The 15,280-nt window shown below is 67.9% G+C and carries 11 protein-coding genes; 5 read left to right on the top strand and 6 right to left on the bottom strand.

Annotated features, from left to right (window positions below):
- The coding region (locus tag VNJ47_01620; GenBank protein ID HXG27533.1) for a CocE/NonD family hydrolase at positions 1–1,239 on the bottom strand (1,239 nt) is incomplete at its 3' end.
- A gap of 183 nt (positions 1,240–1,422) precedes the next feature.
- On the opposite strand from VNJ47_01620, the gene VNJ47_01625 reads away from it, so the two are divergent.
- From VNJ47_01625 to VNJ47_01635, 3 genes are all read left to right on the top strand, one after another.
- On the top strand, positions 1,423–2,376 hold the full coding sequence (locus VNJ47_01625) for a helix-turn-helix transcriptional regulator (protein HXG27534.1): 954 nt from the start codon (positions 1,423–1,425) through the stop codon (positions 2,374–2,376).
- Between the two features lie 133 nt (positions 2,377–2,509).
- A complete protein-coding gene (locus VNJ47_01630; GenBank protein HXG27535.1) occupies positions 2,510–4,939 on the top strand; it encodes a DUF6351 family protein in 2,430 nt (809 codons plus the stop codon).
- Positions 4,940–4,979: 40 nt separating this feature from the next.
- On the top strand, positions 4,980–7,220 hold the full coding sequence (locus VNJ47_01635; GenBank protein HXG27536.1) for a hypothetical protein: 2,241 nt from the start codon (positions 4,980–4,982) through the stop codon (positions 7,218–7,220).
- A 163-nt stretch (positions 7,221–7,383) separates the two neighbouring features.
- On the opposite strand, the gene VNJ47_01640 is transcribed toward VNJ47_01635, so the two are convergent.
- From VNJ47_01640 to VNJ47_01660, 5 genes are all read right to left on the bottom strand, one after another.
- Complete coding sequence (locus VNJ47_01640) at positions 7,384–8,817, bottom strand: hypothetical protein (protein ID HXG27537.1); 1,434 nt, start codon at positions 8,815–8,817, stop codon at positions 7,384–7,386.
- A 59-nt stretch (positions 8,818–8,876) separates the two neighbouring features.
- Positions 8,877–10,343: a hypothetical protein gene (locus VNJ47_01645; GenBank protein ID HXG27538.1), complete on the bottom strand. Its 1,467-nt coding sequence runs from the start codon at positions 10,341–10,343 to the stop codon at positions 8,877–8,879.
- Positions 10,344–10,355: 12 nt separating this feature from the next.
- Entirely contained in the window at positions 10,356–11,801 is a 1,446-nt protein-coding gene (locus VNJ47_01650) for a hypothetical protein (protein ID HXG27539.1), read from the bottom strand.
- Positions 11,802–11,884: 83 nt separating this feature from the next.
- Entirely contained in the window at positions 11,885–12,292 is a 408-nt protein-coding gene (locus VNJ47_01655; protein ID HXG27540.1) for a hypothetical protein, read from the bottom strand.
- A 6-nt stretch (positions 12,293–12,298) separates the two neighbouring features.
- Complete coding sequence (locus VNJ47_01660; protein ID HXG27541.1) at positions 12,299–12,604, bottom strand: hypothetical protein; 306 nt, start codon at positions 12,602–12,604, stop codon at positions 12,299–12,301.
- Positions 12,605–12,723: 119 nt separating this feature from the next.
- Between VNJ47_01660 and tkt the strand changes: the two genes are divergently transcribed.
- Both tkt and VNJ47_01670 read left to right on the top strand, forming a co-directional pair.
- Positions 12,724–14,769 carry a transketolase gene (gene tkt / locus VNJ47_01665; GenBank protein ID HXG27542.1) on the top strand — a complete coding sequence of 682 codons (2,046 nt, stop codon included), beginning with the start codon at positions 12,724–12,726 and terminating at the stop codon, positions 14,767–14,769.
- A gap of 25 nt (positions 14,770–14,794) precedes the next feature.
- Positions 14,795–15,280: glyceraldehyde 3-phosphate dehydrogenase NAD-binding domain-containing protein (locus tag VNJ47_01670; protein ID HXG27543.1), on the top strand; the 486-nt coding region annotated here is incomplete at its 3' end.

Genomic DNA, 15,280 nt, shown 5'->3' on the forward strand with positions numbered 1-15,280 from the left:
CCCCGGGATCACGCCCAGCGAGCCGGGCGACTGGTAGCCGCCACTGCCACCGGTGGGGCAGTGCACTTCGAGCAGCACGCGTACGGACTCCGGCGTGCTGCGCGGATCGACGAAGGGATTCGGGCGGCCGAGCAGGTAATGGTCTACCCAGGCGTTGCGCTCGCTCACCACTTCGGCGTGCGAAGACTGCATCTCGTGGTTGCCGTTCAGCATCACCAGGCGTCGCGGCACGGCCGGGTCTAGCAGGTCGAACACATAAGCGCCGCCGCGCGGGCCGACCTGCTCATCCTGGTACGCGGTGACGATCTGCGTCGGCACGTTGATCTGCGGTGCGTAGTTGACCGTGGAGCGCGCCTGGAACCAGGGTGTGTCCTGGTCGATGACCCCGTGCACCAGCGGCTCCTCGATCACCGTGCGGCTGCTGGCGGCCTGGTTCTGCAGGCAGCGCGGATCCTTCTGCGCGTTGGCCTCGCCGGCGATGCCGGTGACCTTGCCGCCGCCGTAGTCGAACAGCGGCCGCACCGCGCCGGTCCACAGGAGGGGGAAGCCGTAGTTGGTCAGCCCGCCCGGGTACACCAGGTCGCGGTACAGGTCGCCGATCAGCCCCGAGAGCGTGATCACGCGCAGGCTGGGCGGGCGCGTGCTCGCCACCAGCGTGCCGGTGATGCCGGAATAGGAATGCCCGTAGAGGCCGACGTCGCCGTTCGACCAGGGCTGGCGCGCCAGCCACTCGATGGCCTCATGCCCATCCATGGCGCTGCGCAACGAGAACAGGTCGAACTCGCCGCTGGAGCAGCCGGTGCCGCGCAGGGAAATCTGCACGGTCACGTAGCGGTCCTCGAAGAATACCGAGCGCTGCGTGCGGCTGCTCTCCGCCAGGGGCAGTGCGAAGGGCAGGCCTGCGGCCTCGCCGACGCGGCCGGTCAGGGTAGGGCCGTCGGAGGAGCCGTTGTCGTAGCCGGCGATCTCGACGATGGTTGCGTACTTGCGACCTTCGACGTAGTTGTCCGGCATGCGCACGTGCATGGCGATCAGCGTGCCGTCGCTGACCTCCAGATAATGCGTCGGGCCCTCGAAGGGGCGTTCGCGGTCGCTGCGCGGCGGTTCCGCTGCGATCGGCGCGCTGCTGGCACCGCCACCGACCGACCGGCCGGCCGTGTCGCCACCGCCAGAGCCGCCGCAGGCCGACATGCCGATCGTGAAACCCAGCAGCGCCGGGCGCCAGAAACATGTTCGCATCAACACGCTCTCCACGGGCAGGGTGGGCCGATGATTCGGGCCCGCTGATCCGGGTGGCTATTAAAGGACGTACGGGCGGAATCATCTAGCGTCCAAAAAGCTGAAGGCGTAGTAATATCTAGTAGGGATGTAGTAAAAATTACGTAAGTGCCCAGCCTGCGGGAGCTAAGTGGCCGAACCAGAATGAAATTTCTGCAGCCCTTCATCAGCAACCTGTATCGCGCCGGGGCGGATATCCCGGCCGAGCAGTTCCAGGCCTGGGCCTATCAGGAGCTCAAGTCGCTGGTCCCCTTCGACGCCGCCATCTGGGGCAGCGGTACGGTCAAGCGCGGCAAGTTCCACAACGTCACGGTGCTCGGCCTGCCGAGCAACTTCGCCAGCGCGCTGGAGCAGACGCGGCACATCAACCCGCTCTACGACGCCATCCGCAACAACCTCGGCAAGACCATCGAGAACAGCGACGTCCTGCCGGATGAACAGTTCTACAAGTCCGAGATCTACCAGCGCTGCTTCAGCCAGTTCGGCGTGGAGCGCATCCTGACCAGCGCGCACGCCGACCTGCGCTCCGGCCTGTACACCCTGTTCAGCCTGTACCGCTTCGACCGCAAGCGCCGCTTCACCGAACAGGAAAAGCAGATCCACGAGATCGCCGGCTATCACATGCTGGAGGCGTATTCGCACGCCTTCTTCCTGCACCTGACCCGGCCCAAGACCACCGCCAGCAACCGACTCGCCGCGGTGGTGGACAGCGAGGGCGTGCCGCACGAGGTGCAGCCGGGTTTCCTGGACCTGCTGGAAAAGAAATTCCCCGGCGGCCTGAAGGGCCTGCAGCTGCCGTTCGAGCTGCGGCCCAACGAGGGCCGCTACCAGGTCAATGGCCTGTGCATCAAGGTGCGGCCGCTGGCCGACCTGTTCCTGGTCAGGATCTGGGAGGAGGGCCCGCTCGACACGCTGACCGAGCGCGAGCGCGAGGTCGTGTTCGGTGTCTGTCGCGGCCTGTCGCACAAGGAGATCGGCCGGATCATCGGTCTGGCGCCGACCACGGTTTCCAGCCACCTGTACCGTGCCTACAAGAAGCTCGGCGTCGAGAGCCGCAGCGCGCTCGCGCGTCTGGTCCACGCCCGGCGCCCCTCCTGAAGTCATCCGGCCACGGCCGGCATGCGTAAGTCCTCCTGGCGGCTCTACTGCATTTTTACGAATGACCCTCCGGCCGGCCCGCCGCTAGACTGGCAGGGTCGGACGCTGCGTCATGCTGCAGGGTGCGGGAACCATGAGCAATCGGATGGGGGTATGGCTGGCCGCCGCCAGCCTGGCAGCGCTGCTGTGTGCCTGTGGCGGCGATTCCGGCAGTGACGGTGGTGCCGGCAGCGGGAACGGCGGCGCAGGCGGTGGTGGCGGCTCCGGCGGCGGTGGTGGCGGCAACAGCGGCACCACGGTCAATGCCGACTTCCATACGCTCAGAACCCCGCCGCTGGCGGCCGGCCAGTTCGAGCTGCTGACGCTGTCCACGCTGCCCGATGCCGTGACCGGCGGCGACGTGCTGGTGGCGATCCGCGGCCTGGCATCCGGCGCGGCCTTCAGCGTCACGCGCAACGGCACCGACGTGACATCGGTCTTCGCCCGCCAGGATGACGGCGAGATCCGCGGCCTCGTGACCGGGCTGGTCGAGGGCGAGAACACGCTCGTGGCCAGCTCGGGCGGGCGCAGCGCCACGCTCGTGGTCAGGAATCACCCCGTCACCGGCCCCGTCATCTCGGGGCCGCACCAGACGCCGTTCGCCTGCCGCACGGAGGAAAACGGCCTTGGCACGCCGCTCGATGCCAATTGCTCCGCAGTGCCCAAATTCCAGTGGTTCTACCGCTCGAGCCGCGACCAGGCCTTCCACGAACTGGCCGATCCCTACGCGTCCTATCCGTCCGACGTGATGACCACGACCACCAGCGACCGGCGCGCGGTGCCGTTCGTGGTGCGGGTGGAGTCGCGCACCATCAACCGCGGCATCGCACGCCTGGCCGTGCTCGACGACCCGGCCGCGCGCGGTCCGGACGCGCCGTTCGCGCCCAACTGGAACCACCGCATCTTCTACGTCTATGGCGAGTCCTGCGGCGTCGGCTATCACCAGGGCCGCAGCACACCGGCCTTCGTGCTGGGCGATCTCGGTAACCTCCAGCAAGTGGGCGGCGACAACCTGCTGATCAACGTCGCCGGCGTCGGCGACCGCCTGAGCAAGGGCGACGTGGTGGTGCACAACACGCTGTCGGCGTTCGGCGTGCACTGCAATCCGTTCATCAGCATCGAGACCGCGATGATGATGAAGGAACACGTGATCGAGCAGTATGGCCCGGTCGCGCTCGTGGTCGGCACCAACGGCTCCGGCGCCGCCCTGCAGCAGTACAACGCCATCAACAACGCGCCAGGCCTGCTGTCCGCGGGTCTGCCAACAGCCAGCTTCGCCGATATCGTGAGCACCGCGATGACGGTTTCCGATTGCGGCCTCCTGCAGCACTACTATGCCAACAGCAGTCTGGACTGGGACGACCGCAAAAAGGCCGCCGTCAACGGCCACAATCTGCTGTCTGGCAATCAGCTCAATGCCATCTGTCAGAGCTGGACCGATGCCTTCTTCGACCGGCTCGACCCGACCACCGGCTGCGAGGTCCCGAGCGACCAGCGCTACCACCCCACCGAACGTCCCAACGGCGTGCGCTGCACGGTGCAGGACGCCAACGTCAACTGGCTGGGCCGCGATCCGCAGACCGGTTTCGCGCGCCGGCCGCTGGACAATGTCGGCATCCAGTACGGGCTGGCGGCGTTCAATGCCGGCACCATCAGCTTCGAGGAATTCCTCGACCTCAACCGCAACATCGGCGGCCTCGACATCGACGGCAACTTCGTGCCCGCGCGCCACGCCATGGATCCCGAGGTGGCGGCCCTGGTGTACCGAGTCGGCCAAGTGATCGGCCGCGGCGCGCTGGCGGAGACGCCGGTGATGGATCTGGCGCCCTATCTGGACCTGATTCCGGTGGCCAACATCCACGAGGCCATCCGGCCGTTTACCGTCCGCGCGCGCCTGCTCGCGCGCGGCGTGGGCACCAGCCAGAGCATCTGGCGCGGCGTCCTGACCCAGCCCGACGCCTATCCGGTGATGGAACAGTGGCTAGAGGCCTTGCAAGGCGCGCGCCCGGCGCATGGCGGCGACCACGTGCAGGCCGTGCTGGCCAGCAAGCCCGCCGCCGCGGCAGACCGCTGCGTGATCGGCACCGTCGGCGGGCGGCTGGAGCTGCCGGATCAGATCCTGGGGCCGCTGGGCGTGCAGGCCCCGCTGTTGCCGGGCCTGTCGCCGGTCGGGGCCAGCGTGCCGCTGCGCATCGAGGTGCCGGAGTCTTTCGATGCGCCGCAGAGCCTCGGACCCTGCGGCCTCTTGCTGCCGGTGACCGGCACGCCGCGCATGGTCGCCGGTATGCCGTTGTCGGACGACATCCTCAAATGCCAGCTCAAGCCGGTGGATCCGAACGACTACGTCGCGGCCCTGTCCGAGCCGCAGCTGGCGCAGCTCCGCGAAATCTTCCCGGACGGCGTCTGCGACTACAGCAAACCGGCGGCAGGTGACGTGCAGAAGAGCCTGATCTGGCCCTCGATCGGCGGCCGTACGCTACAGGCGCCGCATGAGCTGAAGTGGCGTGTCGCGCGCTCGCCCTGAGTGTTCCGTTCCAGACCCCCGTTATCCAAAGGTAAAGACCATGTCCGTTCGCAAGCCCGTCACCGCCACCTCGATCCTGCTGGCCCTGGGCCTTGTGGCCTGCGGCGGCAGCGGCGGCTCCCGCGACGATGACACCGCTGGCGGCAGCGGCAACGGTGGTCAGGGGCCGTCCACCGCCACGCGCTACGCGCTGGCCAACGGCTGCTTCGCGCTGCAGTCACGCGCGGCCAATGCCTATGCGGTGCGTGGCGGCGACGGCAGCTATGCAGCCACGGCGGCCGCCGCCTCGGGCGCGGAGCCGCTCTACCTCAAGCCCACGGCACTGGGCAAATACCTGCTGCACGCCACCGACGGCACGCTGCTGTCGGTGAGCGGCGCTGCCATCGGTAGCGCCGGCACGGCTTCCGAGGCCGGTAACTGGACCGTGGAGCGCGATGCCAGCGGCGTGTTCACGCTGGTGAACGAGTCCGCCGGCAAGGCGTTGGCGACCGATGCCGGCGGCAAGCTGGTGCTGGCCGACACGCCGGGGCCTTTCGGCTTCACGCCGGCGACCGGCTGCACCCCCTACCCGGAGATCAGTACCGACACGGTGGGCGAGACTTACAAGGGCCGCGGTCCGACCGAGCCGGTAGTCGGTTTCGCCGAGGTGCACACCCACATGGCCATGGGCCATGAGATGTCGGACGGCTCCCGCACCGTGGGGCCCTCGGCCGGCGGCGCGATGTACGGCCAGATGTTTCATCACTTCGGCGTGCCGCATGCGCTCAAGGACTGCGCGGAATGGCATGGCCCGAACGGCATCCGCGACCCGGAGGCGGCGGTGCTGGATATGACGCCGCTCAAGACTCACGACACCCAGGGCTGGCCGAGCTTCATCGACTGGCCGGCTTACAACTCCCAGCTGCACCAGGCGATGTACTACAAGTGGGTCGAGCGCGCCTGGAAGGCCGGCCTGCGTATCTTGGTGTCGGAAGGCACCAACATCGAGGCATTGTGCGAGGTTGCCCGCATCTACATGACCACGGTGCGACCGGAGGCGGCGGGTTACGAATGCCGTGACATGGAGCTGGGCATCAGCCAGGTCAAATACCTCTACGAACTGCAGGACTACGTGGACGCGCAGGAAGGCGGGCCGGGCAAGGGCTGGTTCCGCATCGTCAAGGACCCGTTCGAGGCGCGGCGCGTGATCAACGACGGCAAGCTCGCCGTGGTGCCGGGCCTGGAGTTTTCCAACGTGTTCCACTGCACGGTCACCTTCGACCCGCTGGGCAACGAAACGCGCGGCTGCACCGAGGCGGACATCGACCGCGAGATCGAAGAGATCTGGAAGCTGGGCGTGCGCGAGATCTTCCCGTATCACGACGTGAACAGCGCGCTGGGCGGCACCGGCATCTTCAACGGCGACGCCCTCAACCTGGTCGGTTTCTACGGTACACGCCGTTTCTGGGACACCTACGACTGCCCCGAGACCGGCGAGGGCGAGGCCTACTTCTACGACGCGGGCGCCTACATGACCACGGCGCTGCCCGGCACCGGTAACGACCCGCTCACGCAGGCGGTGATCGGGCTGCTGCAGGGGCCGGTGCCGATCTACCCCCCGGACCGTCGCCAGTGCAACGCGCGCGGCATGACCGATCTGGGTCGCTACGCGATACAGAAGCTGATGGAGAAGAAATTCATCATCGACATCGACCATGCCGAACTCTCCATCAAGCAGGACATGATCGACCTCGGCAAGGCGCAGACCCCGGACTACCCGTTCATCTCGGCGCACGGCGGCCACGGTGGTATCTCGCTGCAGCAGGCGCGCGACATCCTGGCGATGGGCGGGCTGATCTACCCGTTCAAGCCCAATGGCAAGGGCCACGTGGAGTTCATCAACAAGCTCAAGCCGATCTGGCCGGCCGGCAGGCCAATGGCCGTGGGCTATGGCATGGACGCCAACGGCATCGCCGACCGCGCGGGCCCGCGGGGCGCCGGCAGCAAGCCGGTGCAGTATCCCTTCACGCTGTTCCAGGGGCCGGATTGGCAGAGCCCGCTGTTCGCAGGCATCGCGCCGATCACCTTCAAGCTGCAGACGCATCCCGAAAGCGGCAAGACCTGGCACATCGACGAGGTCGGCACCGCGCATTACGGCATGGTCGCGGATTATGTCGAGGAGATCCGGCTGGAGGGCGGGCGTGAGGCGCTGGAAGCGCTGTACCGCTCCGCCGAGGCTTACCTGCAGATGTGGGAGAAGACGGTCTGCCGCGGCGCGGACAAGCCCGCGGCCTGCAACTAGAAAAACAGTCTCAAGAACCCCTCCCCATGACGGATAGGGGGAGAGGGGGCGATACCGAAAATCTAGGGAACAATTCCTCCGTCATTCCGGCGAAAGCCGGAATCCAGCGACTTTCAAGGCTCTGGACCCCGGCTTTCGCCGGGGTGACGAATTCAGAGCTTCCCTAGATCCCCGACTGGATCGGCTGCGCCAGGATCCACAGCCCCACCGTGGTGAAGACCATCATCAACGCCAGCATCGGCAGCTGGCTGAGCGTGGCCGCCCGCCGTGTCGGGAAGGTCCGCAGCGCTTCCAGATGTGCGATATAGACGCTGACGATGTGGCCGAACAGGATCAACCCCACCTGCGTGTGCCACACCGTGCCCATCTCCGGCAGGATCGGCGCGCGGAACAGCTGCGCGGTGCCGAACAGGTTCCAGCCCCAGCCGAAGGGATCCGACAGCAGGCTCAGGATCTTGACGCCCTGGGTCAGGATCAGCGTGTAGTAGTGCGTAACGTTGTAGACCAATGCGATGGGCAGCATCGAGAAGCCGAAGCGCAACGCCAGCTCGCGCAATGACAGGGGGCTGCGCGCGCTCCACTTCGCCAGCGCGATGAAGACGAGATACACGGCGAGATACAGGAACGGCGACAGCAGCAGCCAGGCCGTTTCCCAGGCGAGATAGACCGAGCGCAGGATCGGGTAAGCGCGGATCGGGTGGCTGCCGACCAGCGGCTGGATGACGCCGAAGGGGTCGGCCCAGAACAGCTTGAACCAAGGCACCGTCATGCGCAGGCCGTCGAAGGCAGTGGACGAGAGCATGAACAGCGCGAACAGCAGCAGACCGAAACTGTCCGCGCGCTGCTCCAGCAGGCCGGCGAAGGGCCAGCGCAGGCGCAGCCGGCCGGGCGCGTAGTCCAACGGCGCCATCAGCGCGAGCAGCCGGAAGAACACCGCGAAGAACTCGCAGTGGCGGAACCAGGCCGCCGCGCCCACCAGCCACACCCCGAGCAGGTTCAGTACGCTGTAGGCGGCCAGGATGACCGCGAGCGAGAACGGCCGTGTGTTGCCGAACAGCTCGATCCAGATGAACGCCATGTAGAGCGCGAGCGCCGGCCAGTAGCCGAGCGCGACCGGATACTGCACCCGCCCGCGCGTATACCCGCGCCAGACGCGCCCGATCGTTTCCGCGATCACGCGCCAGGGGTTGATGGCGGCGTACAGGTCGCCGATGACTGCGGTCAGATAGGCGAAGCCCAGCACGAACACGATCCAGAAGGCGGTCATGCTGAAATTGAGATAGGGATTGCGGTTGCCGAAGAAGCCGCTGGCCAGGCAGAGCAGCAACGCGAGCACACTCAGGCCCTTCAGCCCCGTGACCAGGTGGAGGCGGTGCAAGCCGCGCACCCAGGCGGCAGAGCGCAGGTCGCGCGCGGCGGGCTCGCGCCGTGCCGCATCGGCCGTGGCGAACCAGGCCACCAGGAGGAAGGACAGCAGCAGCGCCGCCGCCGCACCGTAGGCATAGAGCCAGAACGGCACCGGCAGGTTGTACATGCGACCGAAGGAGTGCGCGCCGGCGATGCCGGGCAGGGCTAGCGCGGAAAAGCCGAGGCACAACCCGGGCAGTCCCGAGAAGGGTTCATTCCCGCTTTTGCGGGAATGACAATCGGACTTGGTCAGAACCGCCTCGGCGATAGCGGGCCGGGCTCCGGCCAGGCGCCGTTGGTCACGCGCACGGCGTAAAAGCCGCTGTACACGTCGCTGTACCAGATCTCCTTGCGCTCCGGCGCGAAGGCCGGGCTCGCCATCGCGTAGTGGCTGGCCTCGAGATAGGGCGTCACGCGCGGATAGAGCGGTGGATTGAAGTAGGCGACCTCGCGCGGGTTGTGCGGGTCGCGGATGTCGAACACGCGCAGCCCCGAGATGATCATGCTGCAGGCGGCGATGTCGGGATTGGTGCGCGTCGGGACGTTGCAGTAATGCCCGGCATAGCCCTGGCCGAGGAACTGTGCGCCCGGATCGTCGGCGATCGCCTCGAAGTGCTCGGGCTGGTGCACGGCCAGGCGCAGGTTGGCAATCACTTTGGGACGGCGCTCGTCGCCGATGTCGATGATGCGCGCGGCGCCGACCTCGCCCAGACGCGCGAACTCGTCGATCTCCAGCAGGTAGGGATGGCCATTGCGCGTGAATGGGATCGCGTTCTGCGGGATGCTCATCGGGCTCCAGGCCAGCCGCGCGATCTCGCGCACCTGCGGGTTGGGCTTGCGCGCCTGGATCTCGGACACGTCCAGGATGATGAGGGCGCGGTCCGGGTTGGGGTCGGGCAGGGCCGGGCCGCCGAAGGCGCGCACGCCGCCGGACAGGCCGACGCCGGCGAGGTAGGCGCGGTTGCCATCGTCGCTGATGGACAGGCCGTGCGAGGCGTAAGGCAGCACGGTGAGCGGCCGCGGCAGCATCGGGTTGGAAATGTCCACCGCGGTGATGGTGGGCGTGCCGGGCGAGGCCGAATAGAAGGTGTTGCCGTCCGGCGCCATGCCGCTCTCGTGGCCGATGAAGCCCACCGGCAGCGAGGACTTGAGCACCGGCTGGCGGCAGTCCTGCGAAACGTCGTACACGTCCACCACGCCGGGATAGAGGGCGGCGTTGCCGGTGACGGCGGCGAGGATGCCGCGTTCCTGGTTGAGCACCAGCGACTCGTGCGGCGTGAGCATGGCCGGCGTCAGCAACCGCGCGGTGAGCACCGGATTGGCCGGGTCGGACATGTCGAGCACGTTCACGCCGGCTTCCCGGTCGAAGACATTGGTCGGGAAGGTCAGCGTGGTGTCGTAATAGGCGCACTCGCGGCCGGCGGTGTCCACGTAGCGTTCGACCTTGAAGCCGCCCACCGTGCCCAGGGCGTTGGGGACGATATACGCGCCCACCAGCTCGGTGTTGCAGGTATAGCCCTGCGCGGCGCGCCCGCTGTCATGCTCGGCGCGGCTGACGCGGCCCTGGATGCCTTCTTCCGGGCGCGAGCCGGGACCGCAGATCGCAGCCGGCGTGGCGGCAGGCGCGGCCGAGGCCGGCGCGTCATCCGATCCGGAGCCGCTCGAGCAGGCGACCAGCACGATCGCGAGCGCGGGGATGGGTGCAAGCCGCTTCATATCGCGTCCCGCTCAGGGCCGGCGCAGCGGGAACGAGTCATCCGGCCAGGCGCCGTTGGTCACACGCACCACGAAGAAGCCGTTGAAGCCGTCCGAGTACCAGATTTCCTTGCGCTCCGGCACGAAGGACGGGCTCGACATGGCCCAGTGGCTCTGCTCGAAGAAACCCACGCCGGTGCGCGGGATCAGCGGTGGGTTGAAGTAGGCCACCTCGCGCGGGTGGTGCGGGTCACGGATGTCGAACACGCGCAGGCCCGAGATGATCATGCTGCAGGCGACGATGGTGGGGTTCACGCGCGTCGGCAGGTTGCAGTAGTGCCCGGCATAGCCCTGGGTCGGGTTCTGCGCGCCGGGATCGTCGGCGATGATGGCGCGGTTCTCCGGCTGGTGCACCTCGAGCCGCAGGTTGGAGATGATCTTCGGGTTCTTCTCGTCGCCGATGTCGATGATGCGCCCGGCGCCCACGACCGGCCCGTTGGCCGAGACGATCACGCCGCCGCTGCCGGTCGAGTACTCGTCGATCTCCAGCACATAGGGATGGCCGTTGCGGGTGAAGGGAATCGCGTTCTGCGGGATGGTGACGTTGGGCCAGGTCAGGCGGCTGACCTCGCGCACCTGCGGATTGGGCTTGCGCGCCTGCACCTCCGAGACGTCGAGGATGACGAGCCCGCTGGCTGGGTCGCCGGTGAAGGCCAGGTAGGCGCGGTTGCCGTCGTCGCTGATCGACAGTCCGTGCGAGTTGTAGTCGGTGACCAGCAGCGGCCGCGGCAGTATCGGGTTGGAGATGTCCACCGCGGTCAGCGTGGGCGTGCCCGGCGAGGACGAGTAGAAGGTCATGCCGTCCGGCGCCATGCCGCTTTCGTGGCCCAGCACGCCCACCGGCGCCGAGGATTTCAGCACGGGATTGCGGCAGTCCTGCGACACGTCGTACACGTCCACCACGCCGGGATAGAAAGCGGGGTTGCCGAGCACGGCGGCCAGGATGCCGCGCTCCTTGCTGAGCACCAGCGACTCGTGCGGCGACAGCATCGCGGGCGTCAGCAGGCGCGCGGTCAGCACCGGGTGGGTGGGGTCGGACATGTCCAGCACGTTCACGCCGGCCTCGACGCCGAAGAGGTTGGTCGGGAACAGCAGCGTGGTGTCGTAATAGGCGCAGTCGCGCCCGGCGGCGTCGGTGTAGCGTTCCACCTTGAAGCCGCCGACCGTGCCGACCGAATTGGGCGTGACGTAGGAACCGACCAGCTCGGTGTTGCAGGTATAGCCCTGGGCGGCGCGGCCGCTGTCGTGCTCGGCGCGGCTGACGCGGCCCTGCATGCCGATTTCCGGCCGCGAGCCCGGGCCACAGACCGCGCGCGGCGTGGCGTCGGGCGCGGCCACGATATCGTCATCCGAGCCGCCGCCCGAGCAGGCACTCAGGCCCAGCAGCATCGCCAGCAACGCCATCAAAGCTGTGCGCATCGTCAGGGCTCCCCTCCGGTCCATGGCCGGATATTCATGTATTCAAGCATACGCCGCGGGCAGCGTCCCGGTTGCAGGGGCGTTCAGCGCGGCTGCACTTCCAGCACGCCGAGCTCACGGTGGACATGGTGCAGTTCGAAATCGAAGCGGCCCGCATGCTCGGCCTGCAGCGTCAACTCGGCGGTCTGACCGGGCTGCAGCCTGAGCAGGCTGTCGTAACCGTGCAGGTGCAGCTCGTCCGCCGCGTCCGCGGTGACGCGTAGCGTCAGCGTTTCACCCTGGCGCAACTGAATGACGGCGGGGCCGGACACAAGCCGGCCGCCCTGCAGCTGCCATTCGAAGACCTTCGGGCTGACCGCGGGCCGGGCGGTTTCGGCCGCCGGCGCGGTGCCCGCCGGGGCAGGGGCTTCCGGTGCCGGCCGCAGCAGCAGGAACAGCCCCGCCAGAACGGCGGCGCCGAGCGCAACGAACAGCAGCAGGCGCAGGTTCATGCGTGCTCAGCTGGGCCTGCAGTCCTGCGGGCAGCTCTGCACCGTTTCCGCACAGGGGCAGCCGGAGCCCAGGCAGACCACCTCCTGGCATTGGCCGTCGCCGCACTGGTCCTGGCAGATGGACGGCGGCTCGGGGAGGGTCTGGACGAAGCGCGTGCCATCCGGCAGGACGCACTGGCCCGGGTAGGTCTTGAGCTGGGGATGGCCGGCGGCCACGCACTCGTCGTAGCTGGTGATCTCGGGCTTGCGGCAGGCGGACAGGCCGGCCGAAACGCAAACCAGGGCGAGTGACAGCAATAAGGCAGTGCGCATGCGGCTCTCCGATGAAGGCTCATTGTCGGCCCAGCCGCGGGTCGCGGGCAAGCCGGAAAGGTTGCCCCGAAGCCGCCCGATGGTGGAAAATTACGCGCCTTCTCGCCACCGGATTCCACATGTCCGCCTCGCCCAAGCCCTCACGCCGTGAGCTGGCCAACGCCATCCGCGCCCTCAGCATGGACGCGGTGCAGAAGGCCAATTCCGGCCATCCGGGGATGCCGATGGGCATGGCGGACATCGCCGAGGTGCTGTGGAACGACTTCCTCAAGCACAACCCTGGCAACCCGCGCTGGCCCAACCGTGACCGTTTCGTGCTTTCCAACGGCCATGGCTCGATGCTGCTGTACTCGCTGCTGCACCTCTCCGGCTACGATCTGCCGATCGAGGAACTCAAGAACTTCCGCCAGCTGCATTCGAAGACGCCCGGCCATCCCGAGTACGGCCTCACCCCCGGCGTGGAAACCACCACCGGGCCGCTGGGGCAGGGTCTGGCCAACGCCGTCGGCATGGCGCTGGCCGAGCGCCTGCTGGCCGCGCAGTTCAACCGCCCCGGCCACGAGATCGTCGATCACTATACCTATGTCTTCCTCGGCGACGGCTGCCTGATGGAGGGCATCTCCCACGAGGCCTGCTCGCTGGCCGGCACCTGGGGGCTGGGCAAACTCATTGCCTTCTACGACGACAACAGCATCTCCATCGACGGCAAGGTGGACGGCTGGTTCCGCGACGACACGCCCAAACGCTTCGTGGCCTACGGCTGGCAGGTGATCCGGAATGTCGACGGCCACGATGCGGAAGCCGTGCGCCGCGCGATTCGCAAGGCGCGCAAATCCGACAAGCCGACGCTGATCTGCTGCAAGACCGTCATCGGCTATGGCGCGCCGACGCTGGCCGGCACCGCCAAGACCCACGGCGCCCCGCTGGGCGAGGCCGAAATCGCCGGCGCGCGCGAGAAACTGGGCTGGACCTCGGGCCCGTTCGAGGTACCGGGCGCGATTCGCGCCGGCTGGGATGCGCGTGCGGCCGGGCGCAAGGCCGAGGCGAAGTGGCGCAAGGCCTTCGCCGCCTATCGTGAGGCCCATCCGGAGCTGGCGGCCGAGTTCGAGCGGCGCATGAAGGGCGAGCTGCCGGCCGGCTGGCGCGACACGATCCAGAAGTTCGTCCAGGACACCCAGGCCCAGGGCGCCGACATCGCCACGCGCAAGGCGTCCAACAATACGCTCAACGTCATCGGCCCGGCGCTGCCGGAGCTGGTCGGCGGCTCGGCCGACCTGGCCGAGTCCAATCTCACGCACTGGAAAGGCGCCAAGAACCTGGCGCCGGGCGACCTGTCGGGCCAGCACATCTTCTATGGCGTGCGCGAGTTCGGCATGTGCGCCATTGCCAACGGCCTGCGCCTGCACGGCGGGCTGATTCCCTACGTCGGCACCTTCCTGGTGTTCTCCGACTACGCGCGCAACGCCATCCGCCTGGCGGCGCTGATGGGTGTGCAGAGCATCTACGTCTTCACCCACGATTCCATCGGCCTGGGCGAGGACGGCCCCACCCACCAGCCGGTCGAGCAGCTCGCCAGCCTGCGCCTGATCCCGAACCTGCAGGTCTGGCGCCCGGCCGACGATGTCGAGACGGCGGTCGCCTGGCAGGCGGCGGTCGAGCGACATGGCGGGCCGACGCTGCTGGCGCTCACGCGCCAGAACGTCCCGCACCAGGCGCGCAATGCCGAGCAGCTGGCCAACATCCGCCGCGGCGGCTATGTGCTGTGGGAGCCGCCGGGCGCGGTCGAGGCCCTGATCCTCGCCACCGGCTCCGAGGCCGGCCTTGCGGTCGCCGCGGCGAAGTCGCTGGCCGCGCAGGGCGTGCGCGCCCGCGTCGTGTCGCTGCCCTGCGTCGAGCTGTTCCTGCAGCAGGACGCCACCTACCGCGAGCAGGTCATGCCGGCGGCGGTGACGGCGCGCGTGGCGGTCGAGGCCGGCGTGCCGGACGGCTGGTACCGGCTGGTCGGCGACCGCGGCCGGGTGATCGGGCTGTCGCGCTTCGGCGAATCGGCCCCCGGCGGCAAGCTGATGGCGCATTTCGGCTTCACCGCCGACAGGGTCGCGGCGGCGGTGAAAGAGGTTCTGGGTGTTACCGGCGGCGAGCAGAAACTCGCGAACGCCAACTGAGTGGGTTCAACCCGAGGAAGAGGCAATGACGATCAAGCTTGGCATCAATGGCTTCGGCCGCATCGGCCGCAACGTGCTGCGCGCGGCGGTGCAGAACTTCGACGACATCGAGATCGTCGGCATCAACGATCTGCTGGAGCCGCAGTACCTGGCCTACATGCTGCAGTACGACTCGGTGCACGGCCGCTTCAAGGGCGAGCTGGCGGTCGAGGGCAGCACCCTGATCGTCAACGGCAGGCGCATCCGTCTGAGCCAGGAAAAGGACCCGGCCAACCTCAAGTGGGGCGAGGTCGGCGCGGATGTGGTGATCGAGTCCACCGGCCTGTTCCTGGACAAGGCTACCGCGCAGAAGCACCTCGATGCGGGCGCGAAGAAGGTCATCCTGTCGGCGCCGTCCAAGGACGACACGCCGATGTTCGTGTTCGGTGTCAACGATAAGACCTACGCCGGCCAGTCCATCATCTCCAACGCTTCCTGCACGACCAACTGCCTGGCGCCGCTGGCCAAGGTG

This window comes from Nevskiales bacterium, assembly GCA_035574475.1.
GTDB lineage: Bacteria > Pseudomonadota > Gammaproteobacteria > Nevskiales > DATLYR01 > DATLYR01.

Coding starts and splice junctions, on each gene's coding strand:
- VNJ47_01650 (HXG27539.1), bottom strand. CDS start 11,801: ATGCGCACAGCTTTGATGGCGTTGCTGGCGATGCTGCTGGGCCTGAGT.
- VNJ47_01660 (HXG27541.1), bottom strand. CDS start 12,604: ATGCGCACTGCCTTATTGCTGTCACTCGCCCTGGTTTGCGTTTCGGCC.
- VNJ47_01625 (HXG27534.1), top strand. CDS start 1,423: ATGAAATTTCTGCAGCCCTTCATCAGCAACCTGTATCGCGCCGGGGCG.
- VNJ47_01645 (HXG27538.1), bottom strand. CDS start 10,343: ATGAAGCGGCTTGCACCCATCCCCGCGCTCGCGATCGTGCTGGTCGCC.
- VNJ47_01655 (HXG27540.1), bottom strand. CDS start 12,292: ATGAACCTGCGCCTGCTGCTGTTCGTTGCGCTCGGCGCCGCCGTTCTG.
- tkt (HXG27542.1), top strand. CDS start 12,724: ATGTCCGCCTCGCCCAAGCCCTCACGCCGTGAGCTGGCCAACGCCATC.
- VNJ47_01635 (HXG27536.1), top strand. CDS start 4,980: ATGTCCGTTCGCAAGCCCGTCACCGCCACCTCGATCCTGCTGGCCCTG.
- VNJ47_01630 (HXG27535.1), top strand. CDS start 2,510: ATGAGCAATCGGATGGGGGTATGGCTGGCCGCCGCCAGCCTGGCAGCG.